The organism is Granulicella aggregans (assembly GCF_025685565.1).
GTDB classification, from domain to species: Bacteria; Acidobacteriota; Terriglobia; order Terriglobales; family Acidobacteriaceae; genus Edaphobacter; species Edaphobacter aggregans_B.
In genome coordinates this window covers 1,337,473-1,359,733 of record NZ_JAGSYE010000001.1, presented here as the reverse complement: position 1 = coordinate 1,359,733, position 22,261 = coordinate 1,337,473, and the positions used below count along the sequence as shown (strand labels likewise).

The 22,261-nt window shown below is 60.2% G+C and carries 21 protein-coding genes; 11 read left to right on the top strand and 10 right to left on the bottom strand.

Annotation, left to right across the window (positions count from 1 at the left end):
* Positions 1-5: 5 nt before the first annotated feature.
* Positions 6-1,277, top strand: a complete 1,272-nt coding sequence (locus tag OHL18_RS05480) for a Gfo/Idh/MocA family protein (protein WP_263373816.1) — start codon at positions 6-8, stop codon at positions 1,275-1,277.
* A 75-nt stretch (positions 1,278-1,352) separates the two neighbouring features.
* Here the strand turns inward: OHL18_RS05480 and OHL18_RS05475 are convergent, their stop codons facing one another.
* Positions 1,353-2,123, bottom strand: coding sequence for an SDR family oxidoreductase (locus OHL18_RS05475; RefSeq protein WP_263373815.1), 771 nt, complete (start codon positions 2,121-2,123; stop codon positions 1,353-1,355).
* A gap of 83 nt (positions 2,124-2,206) precedes the next feature.
* Between OHL18_RS05475 and OHL18_RS05470 the strand changes: the two genes are divergently transcribed.
* On the top strand, positions 2,207-2,638 hold the full coding sequence (locus tag OHL18_RS05470) for a winged helix-turn-helix transcriptional regulator (protein WP_263373814.1): 432 nt from the start codon (positions 2,207-2,209) through the stop codon (positions 2,636-2,638).
* Between the two features lie 12 nt (positions 2,639-2,650).
* Here the strand turns inward: OHL18_RS05470 and OHL18_RS05465 are convergent, their stop codons facing one another.
* Complete coding sequence (locus OHL18_RS05465) at positions 2,651-3,922, bottom strand: molybdopterin-dependent oxidoreductase (RefSeq protein ID WP_263373813.1); 1,272 nt, start codon at positions 3,920-3,922, stop codon at positions 2,651-2,653.
* Entirely contained in the window at positions 3,919-4,728 is an 810-nt protein-coding gene (locus OHL18_RS05460) for a cytochrome b/b6 domain-containing protein (RefSeq protein WP_263373812.1), read from the bottom strand. Before OHL18_RS05460 ends, OHL18_RS05465 begins: the two co-directional genes overlap by 4 nt.
* Positions 4,729-4,887: 159 nt before the next feature.
* Between OHL18_RS05460 and OHL18_RS05455 the strand changes: the two genes are divergently transcribed.
* Positions 4,888-5,589 carry a glycoside hydrolase family 75 protein gene (locus OHL18_RS05455; RefSeq protein WP_263373811.1) on the top strand — a complete coding sequence of 234 codons (702 nt, stop codon included), beginning with the start codon at positions 4,888-4,890 and terminating at the stop codon, positions 5,587-5,589.
* A gap of 15 nt (positions 5,590-5,604) precedes the next feature.
* Here the strand turns inward: OHL18_RS05455 and OHL18_RS05450 are convergent, their stop codons facing one another.
* Positions 5,605-6,531: a DMT family transporter gene (locus OHL18_RS05450; protein WP_263373810.1), complete on the bottom strand. Its 927-nt coding sequence runs from the start codon at positions 6,529-6,531 to the stop codon at positions 5,605-5,607.
* Between the two features lie 108 nt (positions 6,532-6,639).
* On the opposite strand from OHL18_RS05450, the gene OHL18_RS05445 reads away from it, so the two are divergent.
* A complete protein-coding gene (locus tag OHL18_RS05445; protein WP_263373809.1) occupies positions 6,640-7,560 on the top strand; it encodes a LysR family transcriptional regulator in 921 nt (306 codons plus the stop codon).
* Positions 7,561-7,622: 62 nt separating this feature from the next.
* Positions 7,623-8,249: a hypothetical protein gene (locus tag OHL18_RS05440; RefSeq protein WP_263373808.1), complete on the top strand. Its 627-nt coding sequence runs from the start codon at positions 7,623-7,625 to the stop codon at positions 8,247-8,249.
* Between the two features lie 13 nt (positions 8,250-8,262).
* On the opposite strand, the gene OHL18_RS05435 is transcribed toward OHL18_RS05440, so the two are convergent.
* Positions 8,263-9,975 carry an NAD(P)/FAD-dependent oxidoreductase gene (locus OHL18_RS05435; protein ID WP_263373807.1) on the bottom strand — a complete coding sequence of 571 codons (1,713 nt, stop codon included), beginning with the start codon at positions 9,973-9,975 and terminating at the stop codon, positions 8,263-8,265.
* 201 nt (positions 9,976-10,176) lie between these two features.
* On the opposite strand from OHL18_RS05435, the gene OHL18_RS05430 reads away from it, so the two are divergent.
* Positions 10,177-10,695 carry a Uma2 family endonuclease gene (locus tag OHL18_RS05430; protein WP_263373806.1) on the top strand — a complete coding sequence of 173 codons (519 nt, stop codon included), beginning with the start codon at positions 10,177-10,179 and terminating at the stop codon, positions 10,693-10,695.
* Between the two features lie 46 nt (positions 10,696-10,741).
* On the opposite strand, the gene clpB is transcribed toward OHL18_RS05430, so the two are convergent.
* The gene (gene clpB, locus OHL18_RS05425) at positions 10,742-13,357 is read right to left on the bottom strand and encodes an ATP-dependent chaperone ClpB (protein ID WP_263373805.1); all 2,616 of its coding nucleotides are present in this window, start codon (positions 13,355-13,357) and stop codon (positions 10,742-10,744) included.
* Here clpB and OHL18_RS05420 point away from each other — a divergent pair.
* Positions 13,293-14,132, top strand: coding sequence for a YoaK family protein (locus OHL18_RS05420; RefSeq protein WP_263373804.1), 840 nt, complete (start codon positions 13,293-13,295; stop codon positions 14,130-14,132). The genes clpB and OHL18_RS05420 overlap by 65 nt on opposite strands.
* Positions 14,133-14,204: 72 nt before the next feature.
* Here the strand turns inward: OHL18_RS05420 and OHL18_RS05415 are convergent, their stop codons facing one another.
* On the bottom strand, positions 14,205-14,720 hold the full coding sequence (locus tag OHL18_RS05415; protein ID WP_263373803.1) for an Hsp20/alpha crystallin family protein: 516 nt from the start codon (positions 14,718-14,720) through the stop codon (positions 14,205-14,207).
* A gap of 390 nt (positions 14,721-15,110) precedes the next feature.
* Between OHL18_RS05415 and OHL18_RS05410 the strand changes: the two genes are divergently transcribed.
* Both OHL18_RS05410 and OHL18_RS05405 read left to right on the top strand, forming a co-directional pair.
* Positions 15,111-16,253 carry a pyridoxal phosphate-dependent aminotransferase gene (locus OHL18_RS05410; protein WP_263373802.1) on the top strand — a complete coding sequence of 381 codons (1,143 nt, stop codon included), beginning with the start codon at positions 15,111-15,113 and terminating at the stop codon, positions 16,251-16,253.
* Entirely contained in the window at positions 16,250-16,984 is a 735-nt protein-coding gene (locus OHL18_RS05405; RefSeq protein WP_263373801.1) for a gamma-glutamyl-gamma-aminobutyrate hydrolase family protein, read from the top strand. The genes OHL18_RS05410 and OHL18_RS05405 overlap by 4 nt, the downstream gene beginning before the upstream one ends.
* 79 nt (positions 16,985-17,063) lie before the next feature.
* Here OHL18_RS05405 and OHL18_RS05400 read toward each other — a convergent pair whose 3' ends face one another.
* Positions 17,064-17,666, bottom strand: coding sequence for a TetR/AcrR family transcriptional regulator (locus OHL18_RS05400; protein WP_263373800.1), 603 nt, complete (start codon positions 17,664-17,666; stop codon positions 17,064-17,066).
* A 96-nt stretch (positions 17,667-17,762) separates the two neighbouring features.
* Between OHL18_RS05400 and OHL18_RS05395 the strand changes: the two genes are divergently transcribed.
* Positions 17,763-19,388, top strand: a complete 1,626-nt coding sequence (locus OHL18_RS05395; protein WP_263373799.1) for a DHA2 family efflux MFS transporter permease subunit — start codon at positions 17,763-17,765, stop codon at positions 19,386-19,388.
* 24 nt (positions 19,389-19,412) lie between these two features.
* On the opposite strand, the gene OHL18_RS05390 is transcribed toward OHL18_RS05395, so the two are convergent.
* Together OHL18_RS05390 and OHL18_RS05385 are read right to left on the bottom strand one after the other, a co-directional pair.
* Entirely contained in the window at positions 19,413-19,808 is a 396-nt protein-coding gene (locus tag OHL18_RS05390; RefSeq protein WP_263373798.1) for a (R)-mandelonitrile lyase, read from the bottom strand.
* A 120-nt stretch (positions 19,809-19,928) separates the two neighbouring features.
* The gene (locus OHL18_RS05385; protein WP_263373797.1) at positions 19,929-20,924 is read right to left on the bottom strand and encodes an aldo/keto reductase; all 996 of its coding nucleotides are present in this window, start codon (positions 20,922-20,924) and stop codon (positions 19,929-19,931) included.
* Positions 20,925-21,215: 291 nt separating this feature from the next.
* Here OHL18_RS05385 and OHL18_RS05380 point away from each other — a divergent pair, with 291 nt between their 5' ends.
* On the top strand, positions 21,216-22,166 hold the full coding sequence (locus tag OHL18_RS05380) for an AraC family transcriptional regulator (protein ID WP_263373796.1): 951 nt from the start codon (positions 21,216-21,218) through the stop codon (positions 22,164-22,166).
* Positions 22,167-22,261: the final 95 nt, after the last annotated feature.

Genomic DNA, 22,261 nt, shown 5'->3' with positions numbered 1-22,261 from the left:
GTGCTATGAATCGCAGGGAACTACTCGTTAAGGGATCGCAGGCCGTATCGGGCATCATGATTTTGAAGTCAAGCACCGCGTTCGGCTACCAGGCAAACTCCGCTGTCCTCATCGGCCTGCTAGGATGCGGCAACCGCGGGACGGCGGTCGCAACCTCGTTTTCGCAGAACACAGCGGGGCAGGTCGTCGCTCTGGCCGATATCTTCCCTGATCAACTGGCGGCAGGCAAGGCCCACTTCGACAAAGTGAATGGCAGCTTGACCCGCGCAGCGATCGACAGCAAGCTGCTCTTTCGCGGCCCCCACGCCTTCGAAGAACTGGCGGCATCGCAAGATGTCGATGTGATCCAGATCTCGACACCGCCGTTCTTCCATGTCCAACATCTCGCCGCAGCGGTCGATGCTGGCAAGCATGTCTACTGCGAGAAGCCGGTGGGCATCGACGTCCGCCAGGCAAAACAGGCACTCGAGATCGCGAAGCGCGTAAAGCCGCACCAAAGCGTCGATGTCGGCTTCCAATGCCGTATGGCACCACCCATCGCTGCCATTGAAGCCCAGATCAAGGCAGGCGCATTGGGTAAAGTCGCAACGGTATCGGGCAACTACAACGCCCCGGCATCGACGGAGAAGACGCATCCCGGCATCAAGCCCGACGAGTACCGCCTGCGTAACTGGCTGTGGGACAAGGCGCTCTCCGGCGACATCCTCGTCGAGCAGAACATCCACATCATCGATCTCTGCAACTGGATGCTGGGTGCGCATCCGCTGAAGGCGACCGCAACCGGAGGCCGGAACGTCCTGAAGCACTACGGCGACTGCTGGGACAACTACGAGGTCGAGTACACCTATCCCGGCGGCGTCCACTTCACCTTCGCCTCGACGCAGTTTGGCAGCGACGGCAAGTTCGACGCAGGGCTGAAGTTATTCGGATCAGCCGGATCGGCGACGGTTCCCTACTCCGGACCGATCCAGATCACCGGTGCGCAGGCGTGGGAGTGGAAGGACTCTCGCAGCAATGCTCCGGGATCAGGCCAGTTTGCCGCGAACGGAAGCTTCCTCGACAACCTTGAGTTCGCGGACCGCGACAAAGATCGCAGCTTCATCGACAGCATCACCTCTGGTCCAGCGCACAACCAGATCGCAGCCGGAGTAGAGACGGCGCTGAGTTGCATGCTGGGCCGGATGGCTGGCTACACCGGCCGCGAAGTCACCTGGGAAGATCTGCTCGCACACGGTGAAACCTACCAGATGGGCTTTAGCCTGGATCAATTCGCCTAATCGATCACCTGAACCGGGTGCCCCATCCATCGCGTCTTTGTCTCTCGCGATGGGGGGACCGAACCGGTGATTCCCCTAGTGGCCAGCCATGGCGTTATTGAATTGTTCAAAGAACGCGTAGAACTTCTCGCTATTGAAGTCGCCCGCGAACCGTAGCGGATAGACATTCTTGACGAGGATCTCTTTCGCATCGGGCTGGTTGGTAAGGATGTCCATGACCTCCGCGATGTAATCGGCGAGCGGCATGGCGCGGGGATCGCTGGCCTGGTGCTCGCCCATCAACTCAGTCTGGACGTAAGGCGGCGCGAGCTCAAGAACTTCTACCGAAGTCTCGCGGAGTTGGTAGCGCAGCGAAACGGACCATGAGTGCATCGCGGCCTTCGTTGCGCAGTAAGTGGGCGTCATCGCGAGCGGCACGAAGGCCAGGCCGGAGGTGACGGTCATGACGGTGGCCTTTGGCTGCTGCTTCAACAAAGGCAACAGGGCAGCGGTCAGGTGAATCGGCGCGGTCAGGTTAGTGGCGATGATGCCGTCGGCGGAGGAGGTGTCGGTCGAGTCGGCAAAGTTCTCCGGCTTCATCACTCCCGCCATGTTGATGAGCACGTTCAGAGCAGGGTACTTCGCGGTCACATTAGCGACGAAGGCGGAGAGTTTGGCCGAGTCCTGCACATCGAGCACGGCGAACTCCATGCCGGGATTCGCGGCGGTGACAGTCTCGAGAACCTCCTTACGTCGGCCCGCGATGATGACCTTGTTGCCGAGCTTGTGAAAGGCCTCTGCGAGGCCACGGCCGATGCCGGACCCTCCGCCGGTGATGAGGATGGTGTTGTTTGCGCTGGGATTCATGTTGGTAATTCTCCTTCTTGAATTACGATAAGAGAGCCACTCTCTCTTGGGAAGTAGGCACTTTCGAGTGGGGTACGCACCGCGTGGTAAGAGATGCGAAGAAGCTGAAGAAGAAGGCCAAGAAGCTGCGGTTCGAAAGCTTGGACGGCAAGGTGGCTCGGCCGGAGATCGACCGGCTGGTCGAGGAGGTCATCGGGCGTGTTGCGGACAAGTGGACGCTTCTGCTGTTGGAGGCGCTGGCGCAGCACGGGGTTGTTCGCTTCAGCCGGCTGGCAGAGCTGGTGGGCGGCATCAGCCAGAAGATGTTGACGCAGACCCTTCGGCAGATGGAAGCGGACGGTTTCGTCACGCGGACAGTGTACCCGGTAGTTCCGCCGAAGGTGGAGTACAAGCTGACGAAGCTCGGGGAAAGCCTGGGGGCGGCGTTCTGCGGCGTGTGGGAGTGGGCGGAGAAGAACTATGAGGAAGTGGAGCAGCGCCGGGCGGAGTATGCGGTCCGGATGAAGCAGGATTGAATCACCTGGAAGCTACAACCCCGCGTACCAGTCATATCCGAGCTTGGTCCAGTAATCGTCCGGCTGCTTATCCGTGTACGCGATCAGCGCGATCCGCTTGATCTGCTTGTAGCCGTACTTGATGGGCATGTGCAGGCGGATGGGCGCGCCGTGGAGCTGAGAGAGCGGAGCACCGGACATCTCTGTGGTCAGCAGGCTCTGCGGGTGGGTGCAGGCGCTCATGTTGTAGCCGCAGTAGTAGTCGCCGTAAGGCGTCTCCATGTAGACGTACTTGGGATACTCGCCCTTGGCGTTGCGTGCGGGCGGGTAGGCGGCGATGAGGTCGGCAAGACGGTAGCCGCCCCAGTGGACGATCTCGCTCCAGCCCTCGATGCACTTGAACTCGGTGACAAACTCGTGGTGGGGTAACGCCTTGATGTCGTCGAGCGTGAGCAGCAGCCCCGGAGTGAAGGGATCGAGATCGCTGTCGCTGTCACCCGCCTCTTCCTGACCCCGCATGGGGGTGCCATCGGCGTTGAGTGCGCGCTTCCAGACGGCGGGCTTCTCGGCTGGGCCTTTCGAGTCGTCGGCGTGAGTGGCCTTGGGTTGCTCGAAGTCGACCTCTTTGTACTCCCAGGCCGTCACATCAGGGACAAACTGCTTATACTGCTCGGGCTTGGCGACGCCAACGAGCTTGAGCCGCCAGCTATCTAGCATGAGCTCCTGCCGCAAGCCGTAGGGACCGTTGAAGCGCAGGTCAGCGACGGCTTTATCTTTCGAGTAAGTGGGGGCGATGCCGCGCTCGTTGAAGACCTCCCGGGCGATCTTCGCGTTGGCGTTGAAGGCGGCGCGGAGCGGCTTCTGCTGGCGGCCGACCATCTCGCTCTTGTCGATCCAGCTGTAGCCCGTGTAAGCGACGGCTGCCGCAGCCGCCGCGATCACGAAGCTGCGGCGAGTGCGCTTGCCCGACTCGCGAAGGACGGCCTTGTTGGCTGCTTCTATAGCGGCTGGATCAGGCTGAGGGGCAGCTTCGACCGGAACCGCAACCGTCGCTTCAGGTGCAGCCTCTACCCCGGTCGGCGAGGCCTGCGCAGCGGGCGCGGCGGCGACAGGCGTCTCGCTTGATTTGGAATCCGGCCGCTCCGGCTCGTAGTCGTCCGGTTCTTCGCCGACACGGTCGGAGCGGTCGATCTTCTTCTCTATCTCGCGACGCTTCTCGCGTTCTTCGCGCTCTTCGCGACCATCGCTCATCTTCAGCGGGTCATCAGGGGTCTGTGTCTCCGAATCTACGGGCTCTGGGGTCATGCGTCTCTCCTCTCTTCAGTGTAGGGAGCGGAATCCGCGGGGCGAATCTCGTAGCCGCTGACCATGCCGCGGAAGTTGTTCCAGCCGGTCTTGATGACCTGCCCGACGTGCAGCAGGAAGAAGGCCATGAAGCCTAGCGTCAGGAAAAAGTGCTCCCACCGCGCCATCTCGTAGCCGCCCAGAAGAGAGGTCAGGTAGTGTACCTGCGTCGGCTTGTAAATGGAGATTCCGGTCAGCAGCGAGCCAAGGCCCATCACAATGATGGCGGAGTAGGCGATCTTCTGAGCGCCGTTGTACTTCTTCGCCGGCGGGTGGACCTTCGTCAGATGAAGATCGTAGAGCGTGACCTGGATCGCTTCCTTCCACGAGGCCATGGTCGGAAGCAGGAGCCGCCAGTTACCCGACAGCCACAGATACGTCACATAGAGGATGCCGTTGATGGCGAAGATCCACATGAAGACGAAGTGCCAGCCCAGCCCGACAGTGATGCGATAGGGCGCGTTCAGCCAGGTGTAGACCCACTCCGGCCAGAAACGGAAGAGCGTAAAGCTGCCGATACCGATGCGATAGATGCGGTGCGGATGCTGGTAGGCGTTATCGGAGTCGCCCCAGTAGATCAGCATGCCGCTCCAGATCATGGTGAACAAAACGGGAAAGTTGACCCAGTGCATCCAGCGGATGGCGAGCGGGTGCTTCTTCTCCAGGCGAATGGTCGCTGCGGCCTCCTTCGGCGGCAGGACCGGCGTCGCAATTGCCGCTGCGGGAACGGCGGCAACACGCTGGGGGCCCGAAGCTACGCTCTGCATGGCAATCTCTCCTGTGGGAATGGACACCTAACCTTGCCCCTTCCATGCCTCGTGAGACAAGTTAATTCTGGAAAAGTTACAGCCAATTTCACGTGGCGAATCGGAAGCACTGAAGCCTTGCGGGGACTTTGAACGTATCCTGAGGGAGGGTAGCGGCTGGTGAGTCTACGTTTCGCGTTGGGTTCCGGATTATGGGGTGCAATCGGCATGATGGTCGCGACTTCGATTGTCGCGGTTGAGGCGCAAGCTCCGAAGCCGCTTCCTTATTACGACCAGGTCGGCAAGATGACCGTCGACGTGGATGGAGCGCCGACCGCATACGGACCGAAGGGCAAGCAAACGCTGGACTTCGAGAAGAATGCGCATACCGGCGGCAAACTCAGCGGGAAGATCGTCGGCTACATGGTGGAGCATGGCAAGCCAGTGGTGCAGGGGCCGAACGACCCCGCGCCCGGCTACTACGTCTCCACGACGGACTTTCGCGACGAGTCGATCGTCGACGACAAGAATCCCCGCAAGTATCTTGACGCCACGAAGATCCATTACGTGGTGATGGGAAACTTCGCGAAGAAACACCATGTGAAGCTCGGGGACTTCGTCGTCGTGCATAGCCATGAGACGGAGAAGACGGTCTACGCCATCGTCGGAGATTCGGGAAACGCAGCGGGAACCGAGGGATCTTTGGCGCTGCTACAGGGCCTTGGATATCCGTACAAGGACGGCAAGGATGATGCGGTCGAAGATCCGAAGATTGTCATCCGGTACTTTCCGGGCTCGAACCCGGAGCACACGTTCTTTCACACGCAGGCGGAGATCGATAAGGCTGCAGCGGCGTTGAAGCTGGATCGCAAGTTCCACTAAAGCGACTCATGCAGCTCAGTCGCAGGCAGGAGCTTCTGAAAGTTCCACCGGCGTGTGCAGCTTCTGCTTCGCTGGTGACGACGTCCGGCTAAGCAAAACGAGTCCGCCAATGACGATCGCGACGCCGACATACGCCGCTGGCGCGATCGACTCATGCGCGAGCTTGCCCCAGAACAAACCCCACACCGGTCCGAAGTACGTCACCGAAACAACGCGCGTCGGCGAGACGCGGTCCAAAAGTGTGTAAAAGAGGAGATACGCGAGGCCGCTGCCGAGCACGCCGAGCGTGATCGCCGCAGCAAGTGACGCAGCGTGAAAAGCGGTAGGGTGCGGGCCGAAGAGGGCGACAGGTGCCACCATCACAAAGGCCAAACTGAGCTGAGTAGTGGCAAGACCGATGGGATCGAGGCCGACGAGCTTCGCCTTGGCCAGCACCGCCGCGATAGCGTAAGCCGCGCTGGCGATGGCGATGTAGGCGATGCCAAGAAGGTAGTCATGACGCGATGCGGCAGCCCCTGATGTGCCATGCGAGAGGACCACAATCACTACGCCGATAAAACCGAGCACAATGCCAGGGATCGCGCCACCTTCGGCCTTCCTGCCGACGAAGACTACGCCGAGAATGAGGGCCCAGATGGGCGTCGTGGCGTTGACGACTGCGGCGATGTTCGAGGGCACGAAGCGCTCGCCCATTGGAAAGAGCATGAAAGGAATCGCATTATTGAACAAGGCGACCAGCAGCAGCACAACGATCAGCCGAACGGGAGGAAGCTTGCGGCCCCTGGCAAACATCACGGCCCACAGAAACGCCGAACCGAAGAACAGCCGCAACATCGCGACCCACGCCGGCGGGAAGCTGCCGACAGAGATGCTGATGAGCAGGAAGGACGCTCCCCAGATGGCGGAGAGGATAAGAAGTTGAACGACGTCGCGGAGTTTCATGCTTTCTCCCTCAATGGAGCATGCGTCATATTCAGACTCCCACCAAATATGCATCGCGTCCAACGATTTGTTTCGATGCAATGAATCGAAATATGCGATAGTTCTCTGATGCTCGATCTTAGAGAACTAAAGACTTTTCAAGCGGTGGCTGCTGAGAAGAGTTTTACCCGAGCTGCGAACGGTTTGAACTACGCGCAGTCGAGCGTGACAGCGCAGATCCAAAGCCTCGAAGGCGAAGTCGGCGTCCCGCTCTTCGACAGGCTGGGACGCCAGGTGGAACTGACACTCGCAGGTAGACAATTGCTTACGTATGCGGACAGGCTGCTGAGTCTTGCGGACGAGGCCCGCCGAGCGGTTCGCGAGGATGGCGAGACCACCGGCGTGCTGACGGTTCTGGCACCGGAGACGCTGCTGGCTTACCGTCTGCCGGAGTTGCTGAAGCGGTTTCAGTCGGAGTATCCCGGCATCCACCTTTCTCTCTCGGCCAGCGAGAGTTGCGGCACCGGCGGTGACATCGAGCCGAGCATCGATGTTGCTTTCTCGCTGGACGTTCCGCTGCGCGCACCCCACCTGATCGTGCAGACACTGCGGGTGGAGCCAATCGTTCTGGTGGTAGCAGCCGGTCATCCGCTCGCTGGGAAGAAGCGTGTGAAGGCAAAGGAGATTGGTGCGGAGCAGGTGCTCGTCAACGAACGCGCGTGCAGCTATCGAGCCCTGTTTGAGCGGGCTTTGCGCGCGGAAGGCGTTCCGGTATCGCGCTCGCTTGAGTTGCTAAGCGTAGAGGCGATCAAGCAGTGTGCGCTAGCTTCATTAGGCGTCGCGGTGCTGCCGGAGGTGGTGGTGCATCGTGAACTTGAGCAGGGATCACTGGTAGCCGTGGACTGGCCGAGGAAACCTCTCGCGGTTTACACGCAACTCTATCGGCACCGCGATAAGTGGATGTCGCCAGTGATGACAGCGTTCTGGGAGATGGCGGTAAGTGCTTGCGCCGCACCGAAAAATATTTCGGTTTCAATTTCAGAAACGTAGTCGAGACTAGCTCAAACATAAGTCTTAGGAATCAACAGACAACTTAGAACAGGAAACAGTAAATGAGTCTATTCTGGCGAAAGCCTCAAGTCAGTGTCCACGAGAAATTCTGGAAATGGTTTTTAAATAACGAGACGAATCTGCTAAATTTTGAGGCTGGCCAGGAAGCTACCTTCAATAAGCTGTCTGCGGCTCTTTCCAACGTCGACCCAGATCTCACTTTCGAATTCGGCCCACCTATGCCGAAACGCGAGTTCGTGATCAGCGCAGGTGGTATTAAGCGTGCATTTCCCGCAGTCGTCGCTTTAGCAGGCGCGGCTCCTAAGCTGCCGAACTGGCAAGTGACCGCTTTCAGACCGCGCCGGACCCCACTAAATCTGATTGAGCTAGGAGGGATTCACGTAGATCCAAATGAGGTCCAGTTCTCATTGCTGGACAACGGTGAGAAAGCGGGTGTCTATCTTTACATTCCTGGTTACGCAAAAGAGGACATCAGATATGGGCAGATTGGTTATTTGCTTCTCGATGAAGCGCTTGGGGAATTCGATGTCGAGAGTAGGCTGGGCCTCATTAAAATGCTTTCCCCCGACGAAGTTAGCGATGCGACCAGATATCCTCTTGTGGAACTTCCGGCCCTCTTCGATCATTTAACCGCAAAGCTGGAAAAGCGAACAGGAAAACCTTCATAGCACAAATGCTTCGCTATGTTTTCTTACGATCTTTCTCTTCGTGGTACTCCTGCTCTGTATTGATGGACCAAAGCGCAGCTTTATCAACGTGGCCCGCCACAAGGCCATCGACAACGCTCATCGCCGTCAACATGCTGTGGTCCTGGTTGTTGTACTTGTGCATGCCGTTGCGGCCAACGAGAAAGAGGTTCTCAAAGCTGTCGGTAAACTCACGCAATTCATCGAAGCGGTCGTAGGTGCCAAAGTACGCAGGGTACGTCTTAGGGACACGAACAACATGCCCATCGCTCACAGCGTTCGCATCGAGAATGCCGATCTTCGCGACCTCTGCGATCGCAAAACGCTTGAGCGCGTCGTCCTCCATCTTCCAGAGATCGTCGGTCTCATAACAGAAGTACTCGAGACCAATCCAGACCTTCGTCGGATCGGAGACGAGATACGGACTCCAGTTGTTGAAGATTTGTAACCTGCCGAGGAGCACATCTGGCTCCTGCACGTAGATCCACGTATCTTTCAGCAATCCTCCATCGATCTCGTGGACTTTCAGCCGATCAGCTAGCAAGCCGACAGTGATGAAATCGCGATACTCAAGGCCTTCGCTCACCTCGCGAACCGGCGCGGGGACAGGAGCATCGAGCGCGCGGACGAGGTCCTTCATCGGCATGGTCGAGAAGAAGTAATCGCCGGTAAAGGTGCGGCGCTCGCCGGATTCGTTGACAGCATCGAGCGAAACGACTTGGCTTCCCTCACAGTGGATCGCATCGACCTTCCACTCCATATGAATCTCGCCGCCCAGCCGGATGACTTCATCGGCAACGTGCTCCCATAGCTGACCGGGGCCGAACTTGGGATACATGAAGCGCTCAATCAGGCTGGTGTCGGTGCCCTTCTGCGCGATGTCCCCGGCGGCCTTCTTTGCGCTGAAGGTCTTCTTGAGAAAATGCTTTACCGCGGTCGTCAGGCTGAGGCCCTTGATTCGCTGCGCTCCCCACTCCGCCGAGATCTTATCGCACGGAGTGCCCCAGACCTTCTCCGTATAGCTCTTGAAGAACGTGAGATAGAGCTCGCGACCGAAGCGGTTGATGAGGAAGTCTTCAAGGCTCTTCTCTGGCTCAATCTGCGAGACACGCGACTTCGCGTAGCTCAGTCCGACCCGCACAGTGCGGGCGATTCCGAGGTTTTCGAGCGTGTTCGCCGTCAGTTTGATCGGATAGTCGAAGAACTTGCGCAGGTAGTAGATGCGGCTCTTTCGCGGCCGAATGAGCATGACCAGATCTGGGTCGCAGGGGGGCGTTACCTCGACGGTCTCGATGATCTCTTCGGGATTTGGTGCCCCTTCTTCGACGTCATCGTTCGGCTCTTGCTCGTGCTCGTGCTGTAGCGGCCCCAGTCCGCGCAACGGCGGCTCTTCCGTGAGGTGCGCGGGCACTGTGACGACGCGGCGCTTTCCCTGGTAGCTGATCTCTGGTTCCGTGGCAGCTGCGTTATCGGCAAGCTCCGGCGGCATCAGGTCCATCCACCACTGCATCACGCGGTCGCTCTTCGAGAAGAAGCGGTGGCCGCCGATGTCCATGCGGTTGCCCTTGTACTTGATCGTCCGGGAGATGCCGCCAATCTCGTCTGAGGCCTCAAGGATGATGGGCTTGATGTCCGTCCGCCGCAGGAGCTCGAGAGCCGCTGTCAGGCCTGCCGGGCCCGCTCCAATAATTACCGCCGTCTTTCCCAAACTCCCTCGCATCCACGCACTTCGGCGGTGGCCCGGATTAGCAATCCAACTCTTGAGTATACGAGTTCAGGGAGGGTAAAGGCTCAGAAGGGGCGTTCTGGGCGCGGTGAGCCGTGGATTCCCACGCGTCGTACTCCACCTCCAGGAAAACAGCAGCAATACTTTCGCGGATCCGGCGGATAATAGGGACAAGAGGGTGCGATGGCGACCACACCAGCAGTGCTGTCTCTCGAAAAGTACCTCCAGACCACGTATAAGCCCGACTGCGACTTTGTTGACGACCACATTGAGGAGCGGAACGTGGGCAAGTTCGATCACTCGCGTGTTCAGGCTTTGGTCTCGTCGTGGTTTGTCAGCCACGAGAAGGAGTGGGATGTTGTTGCGGTGATGGGGCAGAGAACGCAGGTGTCGACCACCCGCGTTCGGATTCCAGACGTCTGCCTCATCCGCGCGGACACACCGCGTGAACAGGTGACGCAGACCCCGCAGCTTCTTTGCGTCGAAGTGCTTTCCCCGGAAGACCGGCTCCCCCGCACAACGAAGGTGATGGATGACTTCGCGGCCATGGGTGTTGAGCATCTCTGGATCATCGATCCGCGGGATCGGGTGGGGTACATTTACCAGCCGGGCGGAAAGCTTCAGCAAGTTGAAGACCGGCTGGCAATCCCGGACTCCCCCGTCTATCTCGACCTTCCGAGCCTGTTCGCGAACCTGGACTAAAACGCCGGGCCACCTGAGCAGTCCATCGCGCAGGTGGCCCTTCAGCTTAGACTGCGGCGCGCTCGGCTACCGCAAACTCCAGCCCTTTCGCTCCCGCCGTCACCACGACATGATCCCCATGCAGAATGCTGCCGTCGAGAATCTTGACGGCGAGCGGGTCCTGCACCATGCGCTGGATGGCACGCTTCAGCGGCCTCGCTCCATAGGCGCGATCGTACCCGGCCTTGAAGAGCGCAGCCCGGGCCTCTGGCGTAAGATCCAGCGTGATCTTGCGATCGGCCAGTAGCTTCTCAAGATCAAGCAGCCGCAGGTCGATGATGTGCGTCAACTGGTCCTGCCCGAGGGCGTGGAAGATGACGATGTCGTCGACGCGGTTCAGGAACTCCGGCCGGAAGTGCTGGCGAAGCTGTTCCATCACGCGGCCTTTCGCCTCTTCGAAGCCGTCGGGGCCATCGGCCCACGCGCCTGAAAGCTGCTGCGCGCCGATGTTCGACGTCATGATGAGCACCGTGTTCTTGAAGTCGACCGTGCGACCCTTCGAGTCCGTCAAGCGGCCATCGTCGAGCACCTGCAGCAGCACGTTGAAGACGTCCGGATGCGCCTTTTCGATCTCATCGAAAAGAACGACCGAGTAAGGACGACGACGTACCGCCTCGGTAAGCTGGCCACCCTCGTCATAGCCTACGTAGCCCGGAGGCGCGCCGATCAGCCGCGCAACCGCATGCTTCTCCATGTACTCGCTCATATCGATGCGCACCATGGAGGCCTCATCGTCGAAGAGAAACTCTGCGAGCGCACGCGCGGTCTCGGTCTTCCCAACGCCCGTAGGCCCAAGGAAGATGAAGCTTCCGATCGGTCGTTTCGGATCAGACAACCCAGCCCGCGAGCGCCGGATGGCATTGGCCACAGCGGCAAGCGCATCGGTCTGGCCGACCACACGCTCTCCGAGCCGCGTCTCCATCTGCACCAGCTTCTGCATCTCGCCCTCGAGCATCTTCGAGATAGGAATGCCGGTCCACTTCGAGACGACGCGGGCGATGTCCTCCTCGTCGACCTCTTCCTTCAACATGCGCGAGCCCGGCCCGGAGGCGGAGTCGTGCGTCTGCGTAAGCGTGGCAAGCTCAGACTCGAGCTTAGGAATCTCGCCGTACTGCAACTCGGCCGCACGCTGCAGGTTGCCCTTGCGCGTCTCCTCGCTCATCTGGAAGCGCAGCGACTCAAGCTTCTCCTTCAGCTCCGCGATCTTGCCGATGGCTCCGCGTTCGGTCTGCCAGCGGGCACGCAGGCCGCTGGACTTCTCCTGCACTTCGGCCAGCTCGCGTTCGACGATCTCGCGCCGCTCTTTCGAGGCAGCATCCGTCTCGCGCTTCAGCGCCTGGCGCTCGATCTCGAGCGACGTGGCCCGGCGTTCGAGATCATCGATCTCCACCGGAACGCTGCCAATCTGAATCGCCAACGCAGCCGCAGCTTCGTCGACCAGATCGATCGCCTTGTCCGGAAGGAAGCGGTCGGAGATATAGCGGTGCGAGAGCGTCGCCGCAGCGACGATCGCCGAGTCCTTGATGCGGATCTTGTGATGCGACTCGTAGCGCTCCTTCAATCCACGCAGAATCGCGACGGTATCTTCCACATTCGGCTCGCCCACATAGACGATCTGGAACCGGCGCTCCAACGCGGCGTCTTTTTCGATGTACTTGCGGTACTCGTTCAGCGTGGTTGCGCCGATGGCCCGCAGTCCGCCGCGCGCCAATGCCGGCTTCAGCATATTGCTGGCGTCCAGCGAGCCTTCGGACGCACCTGCGCCAACCAGCGTGTGCAGTTCGTCGATGAACAGGATGATCTCGCCGTTCGACTCTTCGATCTCCTTCAACACAGCCTTGAGACGGTCCTCAAACTCGCCGCGAAACTTCGCGCCAGCGATCATCGATCCGAGGTCAAGCGATACGACGCGCTTGTCTTTCAGAACCTCCGGGACATCGCCCTGATTGATACGGCGGGCAAGCCCTTCAACGATGGCGGTCTTACCAACACCCGGTTCACCGATCAGCACCGGATTATTCTTCGTCCGGCGGCTGAGCACCTGCACCACGCGGCGAATCTCTTCATCGCGCCCGATGACCGGATCGAGCTTGCCGCGACGGGCGAGCTCCGTCAGATCCTTCGCATACTTTTCAAGCGCCTGGAACTTGCCCTCGGGGTTCTGATCGGTGACGCGTTGCGAACCGCGAACCGAGCTCAGCGCCTTCAACACCGCCTCGTGCGTCGCTCCAAGCGCGGCCATGGCCGACTCCACCGGATCGCCCTTGGCGCGAGTCAGCGCGAGCAGCAGATGCTCGGTGGAGACGTATTCATCCTTGAAGTTCTCAGCCTCCTTGAAGGCCTGGTCCATAGCTGTCTGCAACGCCTTGGACATGCCGGGCTGATTGCCACCGGAGACCTTCGGAAGCTTGGTGATCGCGGAGTTCACCCCCGACAAAAGCTGCTCCACCGGCACGCCGATCTTCTCCAGCACCGGGATGCAGATGCCCTCCTTATCTTCGAGCAGTGCCGCCAGCAAATGCAGCGGCAGGATCTCCGGATTGCCGTGCTCCCCGGCGATGGTGCTGGCCGCCTGCACGGCCTGTTGTGCCTTGACTGTCAACTTCTCCCAACGAATTGCCATGTTCTCCCTTTCAAATCCTGCTGTAACCTACATGCTCTACTGCTTGCAGCAGCGTGTATGTGTCGAAGCGACCAACGCAGTCCCTTCTATGGCCGAATCGCAAGTTCAGCACGACAGATTGCTCAGCGCCGCGGTGCTGGCGGCAACCGGCGGGCTGCTGGATGCGGTTGTCTACACACTGCATGGCCACGTCTTTGCCAATGCGATGACCGGTAACGTGATCCTGCTGGGAATCAGCGCCTTCTCGCAGGATTGGTTGCAGGCGATGCGCCACCTTGTGCCGATCTGCTGCTTCATCGCTGGCGTGGTGGCGTCCCGCTATCTTCGAATACTTCCCCAGTTTTACGCCTCCATCGCCGTTCTCGCACTGGAGATGCTGGTCTTGTTTGCCGCAGGTCTGCTCAGTCTCTCTTTTCCCGAGATGGCCTTCACCGCGATCATTGCCTTCACCTCGGCATTCCAAGTCTCGACCTTCCGGCAGGTTGGCCGTTTCGCCTATAACTCCACGTTTATTACCGGCAACCTTCGGACCGCATCGGAAGCTCTTGTAAATCAATTCCTTGAACGTGAAAGTGAACTGCGTCACAGCGAAGCGGCCAAGGCGCGGAAGCTGTTTCTTATCTGCGGCTTCTTCCTGGTCGGCGCAATTGCCGGTGCCGCGGGAGCGCCCCATCTCGGCAACCAGACCTTGTGGCTGGCTGAACCTCTGCTGCTCGTAGCTCTGGGTCGCGTGCTTTACCTCAAGACTGACGCCGGAATTCCTTCCCCTGAATAGACCAGCGGGCGGAGACCGAAAGTCCCCGCCCGCCGATGACTTCCCACTTTGTGCTCGACTGTCCGTCAGACCTTACGCGCCTTGGATCGTCGCGTTCTGGTTCTCGCGATTCGGGGCAAGTACCTCAATCTTCACCTGACGGGGCTGAGCCTCAGCCTTTTTGGCCAGGGTAATGGTCAAAACCCCAGCATCGTAAGCAGCGGTGATGCTTTCCGTGTCAACCGACTGCGGCAGGGTGAAGGTGCGGACGAAGCTGCCAAACCGGCGCTCGATGCGGTGGAAGTTTTCCTGCTTGGAGCTGCTTTCGAGCTTCCGCTCGCCTTTGATAGTAAGCGTCTGATTTTCGAGCCGGAGATCGAGGTCCGATTGCTTCACGCCCGGGACTTCGAGGTGCAGCACCAGCGCCTGGGCATCCTCATAGATATCAACGGCGGGAACGAAGCTGCCCATGGCCGGGGTTCCTTCAGCCTGATTCTCGGCAACGGCCGGACGGGCGAACTCACTGAAGATCGAGTTGAGGCGGTCCTGAAGGGCTGCCATCTCGTTGAAGGTACTGCGCAAAGGAACGAACCGAGTCATCGTGGTCATAACAACTCTCCTAAGAAGAAATTTGAGGTGGGCTGGAGCAGGGCTCTCGGCCTCACATCTCTATAGACGCAAATATAGCATATGGGTTGCATAAAATGTGATGAAGGTACACTCATATTTTTGGAAATTTTCTTCGACGGTAGAACCGGGATGTCCTGTCCGCCCTCCTGCACGCCGTCATGCTGCCCCCCAGAGCGCAACGAAGGGAAAGAATCCCGGATTTCGTGTACGTGCCACGCGAGCTTCCCGTCAGCACGAGCGAAATGCGGGGATTCTTCGGCTACGCCTCAGAATGACGGCACCGGAGAGCCCCAGCATTCGACAAATCTATCGGCGCTATAGATGATTGTTATGCGGCGCAACAAACACCGCCGAATGGGATGATCTCTGATGAAAGCTACTCTGGCTGAACCCGCCACATCCGCCGACATGTCGGCTGATTCCCGACGCCACCTCTTCTACGAGACCTCCCACTCCCCGGCGCTCGCCGACCTTGTCGGCTACGAGAAAGCCCAGGAGATCATCGACTTCTGCTTCATCGCCAACCCCTACTACCCCACCCCGGCGATGCTCGAAGACCTGCAGCGAAACCTTCCCAACCTCATCAAGTCCTACCCCTCCAGCAACCCGGTGCTCAGCCAGCAGCACCTCGCCGCCGTCCTAAACGTCGACCCCGAACACCTCATCATCGGCAACGGCGCCACCGAGCTTATCGCCCTCATAAAGCTCACCCTCATCGACCGCATCGCCGTCCCCATCCCTACCTTCGGCGAGTACATCGAAAAGATGAAGGACCTCCGCGACGCCGAGCTCTACGCCCTGCGCCCCGAAGACCGCTATCAACTTAACCTCGACGATTACCTAGCCTGGGTCGACAAGCGAAAGCTCGGCTGCCTCCTCGTCATCAATCCCGGCAACCCCACCGGCCAGTTCATCCCGCTCGAGGAGATGGTGGACTTCCTCCACCGCGCCCGCCATCTCGAACTCGTCATCGTCGATGAGTCCTTCATCGACTTCGCCGGCGACACCATCCCGAGCCTGCTCTCCATGGCCGACCAGTTCACCAACCTGCTCATCGTCCGCAGCATGAGCAAGCACTGCGGCGTCCCCGGCCTGCGCCTCGGCTACTGCTACAGCTCGAACCTCTATCTCCTCAATCGGCTCCGCCGCTTTATCCCCACCTGGAACCTGAACACGCTCGCGCAGTATTTTCTTTCCCAGCTTCCAGACAACGATGTCGTGTATCACGAGAGCCGCAGGCGGCTCATCGGCGATGTCACCGCCCTCTACGAAGACCTCAGCACCCTGCCCCATCTGGATGTCTATCCCACCGGCGCGAACTTCCTGCTCTTCAAGATCCAAAACGGCATGACCGCTAACGAGCTCCAGACACGGCTTCTCGTCGATCACGAGATGTACGTCCGCGACTGCTCGAACAAACTCGGCATGGACCAGTTCCACATCCGCGTCGCCTCGCAGGGCCGCGAAAAAGATAAGCGCCTCGTCCACGCGCTCAGGACCCTGCTCCAATGACTCGTCCCGTCGTCCTCGTCGTCTCCCGCCGCACCTCCCGCAAGGATCGCCTGATCGACTACGTCGGCGAGCTGCACCTCGAGCTTCTGATCCGCTTCGGCACCCTGCCGCTCATCGTTCCGGTCGTCGAAGGCACGCTCGGCTGCCTGCCGCAATATAAGGAACGCATGGATGGCCTGCTTCTCGTCGAAGGCGATGACATCGAGCCCAGGCGCTTCCACGCCGACGAGGCCAACTTCGAGTACGTCGAGAACACTCACCCGCTCAAGGACGAGATCGAGATCCGCCTCCTCCGCCGGGCTATGAAGTTAGGCGTTCCCATCATGGGCATCTGCCGAGGATCGCAGCTGCTCAACGTCGTCAACGGCGGCACGCTCTACGGCGATGTGCAGAAGGAAAAACACTCCGCCCGCCACCACATCGACTACGAAAACTACGACACCTACCGCCACCCCGTCGCGGTCGTGCCGGGCACTCCGTTGTCCGATTGGTACGGACTTGATGAGCTTAAGGTGAACAGCTACCATCACCAGGGGTATCGCGATCTAGCTCCGCGCTTCCGCCCCATGGCGCACGCCGACGACGGCCTCATCGAGGCCTACTACGATCCCAACGCAGCGTTCGTCGTCGGCCTACAATTCCACCCCGAACGCATGCTCAATGACTACGCTGGCAATCTGAAGGTCTGGGAGGCCTTCACCTCGGCGATCAAGTCCCACGCCAAGAGCTAGCGTCGCCATCGGGTTAGAGGCTCGATTGCCCTCTTGTTTGTCATTCCCGAAGGGAATCCGCTTTTGTCTTTGTTCTTGCTTAGGCCGCCAACCCACCCAGCAACACTTCCAGCGTCTCCTGAGCATCCCGCCTCGCCTGCTTGGTCCCTTCAATCCGGCAGATCACCAGCGACCCTTCCAACATGGAGATGACCGCGTTCGCCGTCCTTCGCGCATCGACATCGCCGCGCAGTTCGCCACTCGCGATACCATCCTCCAGAATGCCGAGCAGCCTAGCCTTCCACGCCGCCATAGCCTCCTTCGCCTGCGCCTGAACTCCATCGCATCCGGATTCGGCATACGCCGCCACGTTCAGCAGAGGGCACCCGCCCGGAACCGGCGAAGGAATCTCCACAAACGCCTTTACCACGTGCATCAGCCGCGGAATCGCGCCCGTAACCTTCTCTAAATCAACAATCCGAGCAGCTACGGTCTGTTGCATCGCATAGCGAAACGCCGCCACCGCCAGCTCTTCCTTGCTGGCAAAGTGCCGGTAGATCCCACCCTTCTCCAGCCCCGTCGCCTCCATCAGGTCCTGCATCGAGCAACCCGAGAACCCTCGCTGATTGAAGACTGGCGCAGCCTTTTCAATGATGTGCTGCCGCGTCACCTCACCCTTGGTCATCGCCGTCTCAGCCCGCATATTTTCCCCTCAGAATTCTGCACCCTGCAACCGCTTCAGACAATCAGATGCAAAGAAGCGACCGAACGGTCTCAAAGATAAGCTCACGGGAGAAACATGGCAACCGCCGTCCTTACGCCGCCCCAAAACCCGGTCCAGACAGCCGCGCAACGGGCGGGGATCAACCCCTGGGTCGTCGCCCTCACCGTGACGATCGCGACGTTCATGGAGCTGCTCGACACCTCCATCGCGAACGTGTCGCTCCCGTACATCGCCGGCGGTCTCGGCCGCTCCTACGACGAAGTCACCTGGATCCTGACCACCTATCTCGTCGCGAACGCTGTCATCCTCCCCATGTCGGCGTGGCTCTCCCGCGTCTTCGGCCGCAAGAACTACTACATGGCCTGCGTGGCCCTCTTCACCGTCACCTCGTTCTTCTGCGGCATCGCTCCCAGCCTCAACGTCATCCTGATCGCCCGCGTGCTGCAGGGCATCGGCGGCGGCGGACTAGCTCCCGTAGAACAGGCCATCCTCGTCGACACTTTCCCGCCCGCGAAACGCGCCTCGGCGTTCGCGCTGTACACGGTCGCGATCGTCACCGCTCCCGCCATCGGCCCCGTGCTTGGCGGCTGGATCACGGACAACTACAACTGGCGCTGGGTCTTCTTCATCAACATCCCCATCGGCCTCATCTCACTCTTCCTCACCAACCGCTTCGTCCACGATCCGGCGTCCTTCGCCGAAGAGCGCAAGACCGTCCGCACGAACGGCAAGCTTAAGATCGATGGCATCGGCATCGCCCTCATCGCGCTCGGCTCGGCCTGCCTCGAAGTCCTCCTTGACCGCGGTCAGATCGACGACTGGTTTGGCTCCCGCTTCATCATCTGGATGTTTGTCATCGGCGTGGGCTGCCTCACCACCGCAGTCTTCTGGGAGCTCAATCACCCCGACCCGGTCATCGACTTCCGCCTGCTCAAGATCCGCAACTTCGCCATCGCGAACTTCTTCTACTTCGTCTTCGGCGTGGGACTCTTCGCCTCCACCACGATGATCCCGCAGATCCTGCAGACCCTCTACGGCTATCGCGCCATCGACGCCGGTCTCGTCCTTGGGCCCGGAGCCTTCGTCATCACGCTGCTCGCTCCCGTGGGAGCGCAACTCGTCCAGCGACAGATCATCCATCCCAGAATCCTGCTCTTCGGAGCGGTTATGGTCGTCGGCATCTCGTTTCTTCACTACAGCCACTTCAACCTGCAGACCGACTACGAGCACTACGCTCTCGCCCGCGCGCTGCAGGGTCTCGGCTACGCCTTCTTCTTCGTGCCGCTCACCGTCATCGCCTACTCGCAGCTAAGCCCGGCGCAGAACAACAAGGCGTCCTCGCTGACCAACTTCTTCCGCAACTGGGGTGGCAGCTTCGGGATCGCGCTGATCACCACGGTCAGCGAGCGCCGCCAGAACTTCCACCAGGCCCGCACCGGCAACAACCTAGCGCCTTCTTCCACCGCGCTCCAGGACAACATCCACAGCACCGCCGCCTACCTACAGGCGCACGGATTTTCCCACGCCGACGCGGTCACCGCAGCCTATGGGCGGCTCTACGAGCAGCTTCACAACCAGACGCTGCTTCTGGCCTTCATGGACTGTTTCTTCATCATCGGCGTGATGACGCTGATCGCCGCTCCAATCGTGCTCCTGACGAAGAACTTCAAAGTCGGCGGCAAGGCTCCGGCGGGGCACTAGACCGTTGCGGCAGTACCGCGAGAGTCACCCGCGGTACTGCTCGTCGCTGACATGCTCCAGCCAGTCCACGGACCGGCCATCAACCTTCTCGGCAATCGCGACATGGCTCACACCGGTAGTCGCAGTGGCTCCATGCCAATGCTTCTCCCCCGGCGCAAACCAAACCACATCCCCGGGACGAATCTCCTCCACCGGCCCGCCGTCGCGCTGCGTCCACCCACACCCCGCGGTCACGATGAGCGTCTGCCCCAGCGGATGCGTGTGCCACGCCGTCCGCGCACCCGGTTCGAAGGTAACCGTCGCCCCACCAACCCGGGCAGGCTCCGCCGCCTGGAACGGCTGATCGATCCGCACCGCCCCGGTAAACCAATCCGCCGGCCCTTTGTTCGAAGCCTGCGACCCAACCCGCTTGATCTCCATATTTTTCCCGCCCTTCGAACCTAGTATAGAAAACGTCATCTCGACCGAAGCATCACGGTCTCATCGTGATGCGAAGTGGAGAGCCCCCCGCATTTGCGGAGGCCCCGCGTTCACAACAACCTAACGCCCGACCATCGCCTTGATAGCCTCCGGATAGCGCTCGCCCTGCAGATCGATCTTCTTCACCGCATGGTCGATCTCGACCAACTCATCCGCTGACAGTTCGACATTAAGTGATCTCAGATTCTCCTCAAGCCGGTGCAGCTTCGTCGTCCCCGGAATCGGCACGATCCACGGCTTCTGCGCCAGCACCCATGACAGAGCGATCTGCGCCGGCGTCGCGTTCTTCGACCGCGCAAACTCCGCAATGAAGTCGACGATGCCCTGGTTCGCCTTCATCGCCTCCGGCGTAAACCGGGGCAGAATCTTGCGGAAGTCGCCATCTTGTAGCTCCGTGCTCTCGGTGACCTTGCCCGTCAGAAATCCCTTGCCCAACGGGCTGTACGGCACGAAGCCAATGCCCAGCTCTTCGAGCGTCGGGATAATCTCCGCCTCCGGCTCCCGCCACCACAGTGAGTACTCGCTCTGCAGCGCCGTCACCGGCTGCACCGCATTCGCCCGCCGAATCGTCTGAACGCCCGCCTCCGACAGGCCGAAGTGCTTTACCTTGCCCTCGGCGATCAAGTCCTTCACCGTCCCCGCAACGTCTTCGATCGGTACATCGGGGTCGACGCGGTGCTGGTACAGCAGGTCGATCGTGTCGATCTTCAGCCGCTTCAACGACCCCTCAACCACTTCACGAATGTGCGCCGGCTGGCTGTTCAACCCGACGAATCCCGGCGTCAGATCCTCTTTCAGCTTGAAGCCAAACTTCGTCGCGATGACCACCTGGTCGCGAATCCCGGCGAACGCATCGCCCAGCAGCTCCTCATTGGCATACGGGCCGTAGACCTCCGCCGTATCGAAGAACGTCACGCCCATATCCACGGCCGCGCGCAGTAGCGAGATCATCTCCTGCTTGTCCCCCGCCTTGCCGTAGCCAAAGCTCATCCCCATCGCTCCAAAGCCAAGCGCGGAGACCTCCAGGTTGCTCTTTCCCAACTTGCGCTTCTGCATGTTTCGATCCTCCGGATCAGGCCAGACCACAACCCTCTCACCTCTCCAAGGCTACGCATTTGCACCCTGAACCCGGTATCCCGATCCTGCCAATCTCTTGCCTGATCCTGTCGCTGCTTATGAATTTTGTTAACACCCGCTCCCGAGCGAGCTACCGTAGATCCAGAGACACGTGAAGTGAAATAGAAGCGTTATCTCGACCGGAGCGAAGCGCAGTGGAGAGCCCCCCACATTTCGCTCTTGTTCTTGCTTTCACCGTCTGCGCGGCAAACAAAAAGGAAATATCGCCCAATGCCAGCACCGAAACCTCATCCCGAGCCCATCGCCGTCGCCATGCGGGCTAATTTAGCCGCGAAGATCGCCGCCCACTGCCCCGCAGAAGGTCCGCGCACCACCGCCGTTCCCAGCATGGTCCTCACCCGCCGCTCCACTCCCACGGCCTGCTGCTCTGCCACCTACGAGCCCCATCTCGTCGTCTTCGTTCAGGGCCAGAAGCGCATCAACCTCGGCAAGACGACCTTCCTTTGTGACGAATCAAGCCTCCTCCTCACCTCGGTCGACCTTCCCGTAGTCAGCCAGATCGTCGCCGCCACTCCGCAGAAGCCACTCCTCGGCATGCTGCTCAAGTTCGATATGCCCATGGTCCGCGAGATCCTCAGCCTGGAGGAGTTCCACACCAAGCAACCCGCCGGAACCCGCGGCATGGCCATGGGCGTCACCACACCCGAGCTCCTCGCGCCCTGCCTGCGCCTGATGGACCTGCTCGACGCTCCCGAGGACATCGCCTTCCTCAGCCCCATGCTGCATCGCGAGGTCATCTACCGCCTCCTGCGCAGCCCGCAGGGACAGCACCTTCGCGCCATCGCCACGCTTGGGGAACAGAGCCAGCGCACCGCCCGCGCCGTCGAGTGGCTCCGCGCCAACTACGCCAAACCCCTCCGCGTCGAAGAACTGGCCGAGATGGCCCGTATGGGCGTCTCCACCCTCCACCACCAGTTCCGCTCCCTCACCGCCATGAGCCCGCTGCAGTACCAGAAGCACCTGCGCCTCCACGTCGCCCGCGAGCGCATGCTCCACGACGGCATGGACGCCGCCTCCGCCGCCTTCGACGTCGGCTACGAGAGCGCCAGCCAGTTCAGCCGCGAGTACAGCCGCTTCTTCGGCCAGCCGCCCATGCGCGACATCAAATCCCGCCGACTCGCCATCGCGCCTGAGGCCGAGGTCGCCTCCATCGGCGATTGACACTGCTTCTACTACATAAAGTCGCCAGAAACGGTCATCGCCGGCCGCCCGCCACAACATCCTCCCGCCTCTCAAGCAAATCTCTCCAATTTTTG

Coding starts and splice junctions, on each gene's coding strand:
- OHL18_RS05430 (WP_263373806.1), top strand. CDS start 10,177: ATGGCGACCACACCAGCAGTGCTGTCTCTCGAAAAGTACCTCCAGACC.
- OHL18_RS05400 (WP_263373800.1), bottom strand. CDS start 17,666: ATGCGGGCTGAGACGGCGATGACCAAGGGTGAGGTGACGCGGCAGCAC.
- OHL18_RS05390 (WP_263373798.1), bottom strand. CDS start 19,808: ATGGAGATCAAGCGGGTTGGGTCGCAGGCTTCGAACAAAGGGCCGGCG.
- OHL18_RS05450 (WP_263373810.1), bottom strand. CDS start 6,531: ATGAAACTCCGCGACGTCGTTCAACTTCTTATCCTCTCCGCCATCTGG.
- OHL18_RS05420 (WP_263373804.1), top strand. CDS start 13,293: ATGGTGCTGGCCGCCTGCACGGCCTGTTGTGCCTTGACTGTCAACTTC.
- OHL18_RS05480 (WP_263373816.1), top strand. CDS start 6: ATGAATCGCAGGGAACTACTCGTTAAGGGATCGCAGGCCGTATCGGGC.
- OHL18_RS05460 (WP_263373812.1), bottom strand. CDS start 4,728: ATGCAGAGCGTAGCTTCGGGCCCCCAGCGTGTTGCCGCCGTTCCCGCA.
- OHL18_RS05415 (WP_263373803.1), bottom strand. CDS start 14,720: ATGACCACGATGACTCGGTTCGTTCCTTTGCGCAGTACCTTCAACGAG.
- OHL18_RS05380 (WP_263373796.1), top strand. CDS start 21,216: ATGCCAGCACCGAAACCTCATCCCGAGCCCATCGCCGTCGCCATGCGG.
- OHL18_RS05405 (WP_263373801.1), top strand. CDS start 16,250: ATGACTCGTCCCGTCGTCCTCGTCGTCTCCCGCCGCACCTCCCGCAAG.
- OHL18_RS05410 (WP_263373802.1), top strand. CDS start 15,111: ATGAAAGCTACTCTGGCTGAACCCGCCACATCCGCCGACATGTCGGCT.
- OHL18_RS05385 (WP_263373797.1), bottom strand. CDS start 20,924: ATGCAGAAGCGCAAGTTGGGAAAGAGCAACCTGGAGGTCTCCGCGCTT.
- clpB (WP_263373805.1), bottom strand. CDS start 13,357: ATGGCAATTCGTTGGGAGAAGTTGACAGTCAAGGCACAACAGGCCGTG.
- OHL18_RS05440 (WP_263373808.1), top strand. CDS start 7,623: ATGAGTCTATTCTGGCGAAAGCCTCAAGTCAGTGTCCACGAGAAATTC.
- OHL18_RS05445 (WP_263373809.1), top strand. CDS start 6,640: ATGCTCGATCTTAGAGAACTAAAGACTTTTCAAGCGGTGGCTGCTGAG.
- OHL18_RS05465 (WP_263373813.1), bottom strand. CDS start 3,922: ATGACCCCAGAGCCCGTAGATTCGGAGACACAGACCCCTGATGACCCG.
- OHL18_RS05395 (WP_263373799.1), top strand. CDS start 17,763: ATGGCAACCGCCGTCCTTACGCCGCCCCAAAACCCGGTCCAGACAGCC.
- OHL18_RS05475 (WP_263373815.1), bottom strand. CDS start 2,123: ATGAATCCCAGCGCAAACAACACCATCCTCATCACCGGCGGAGGGTCC.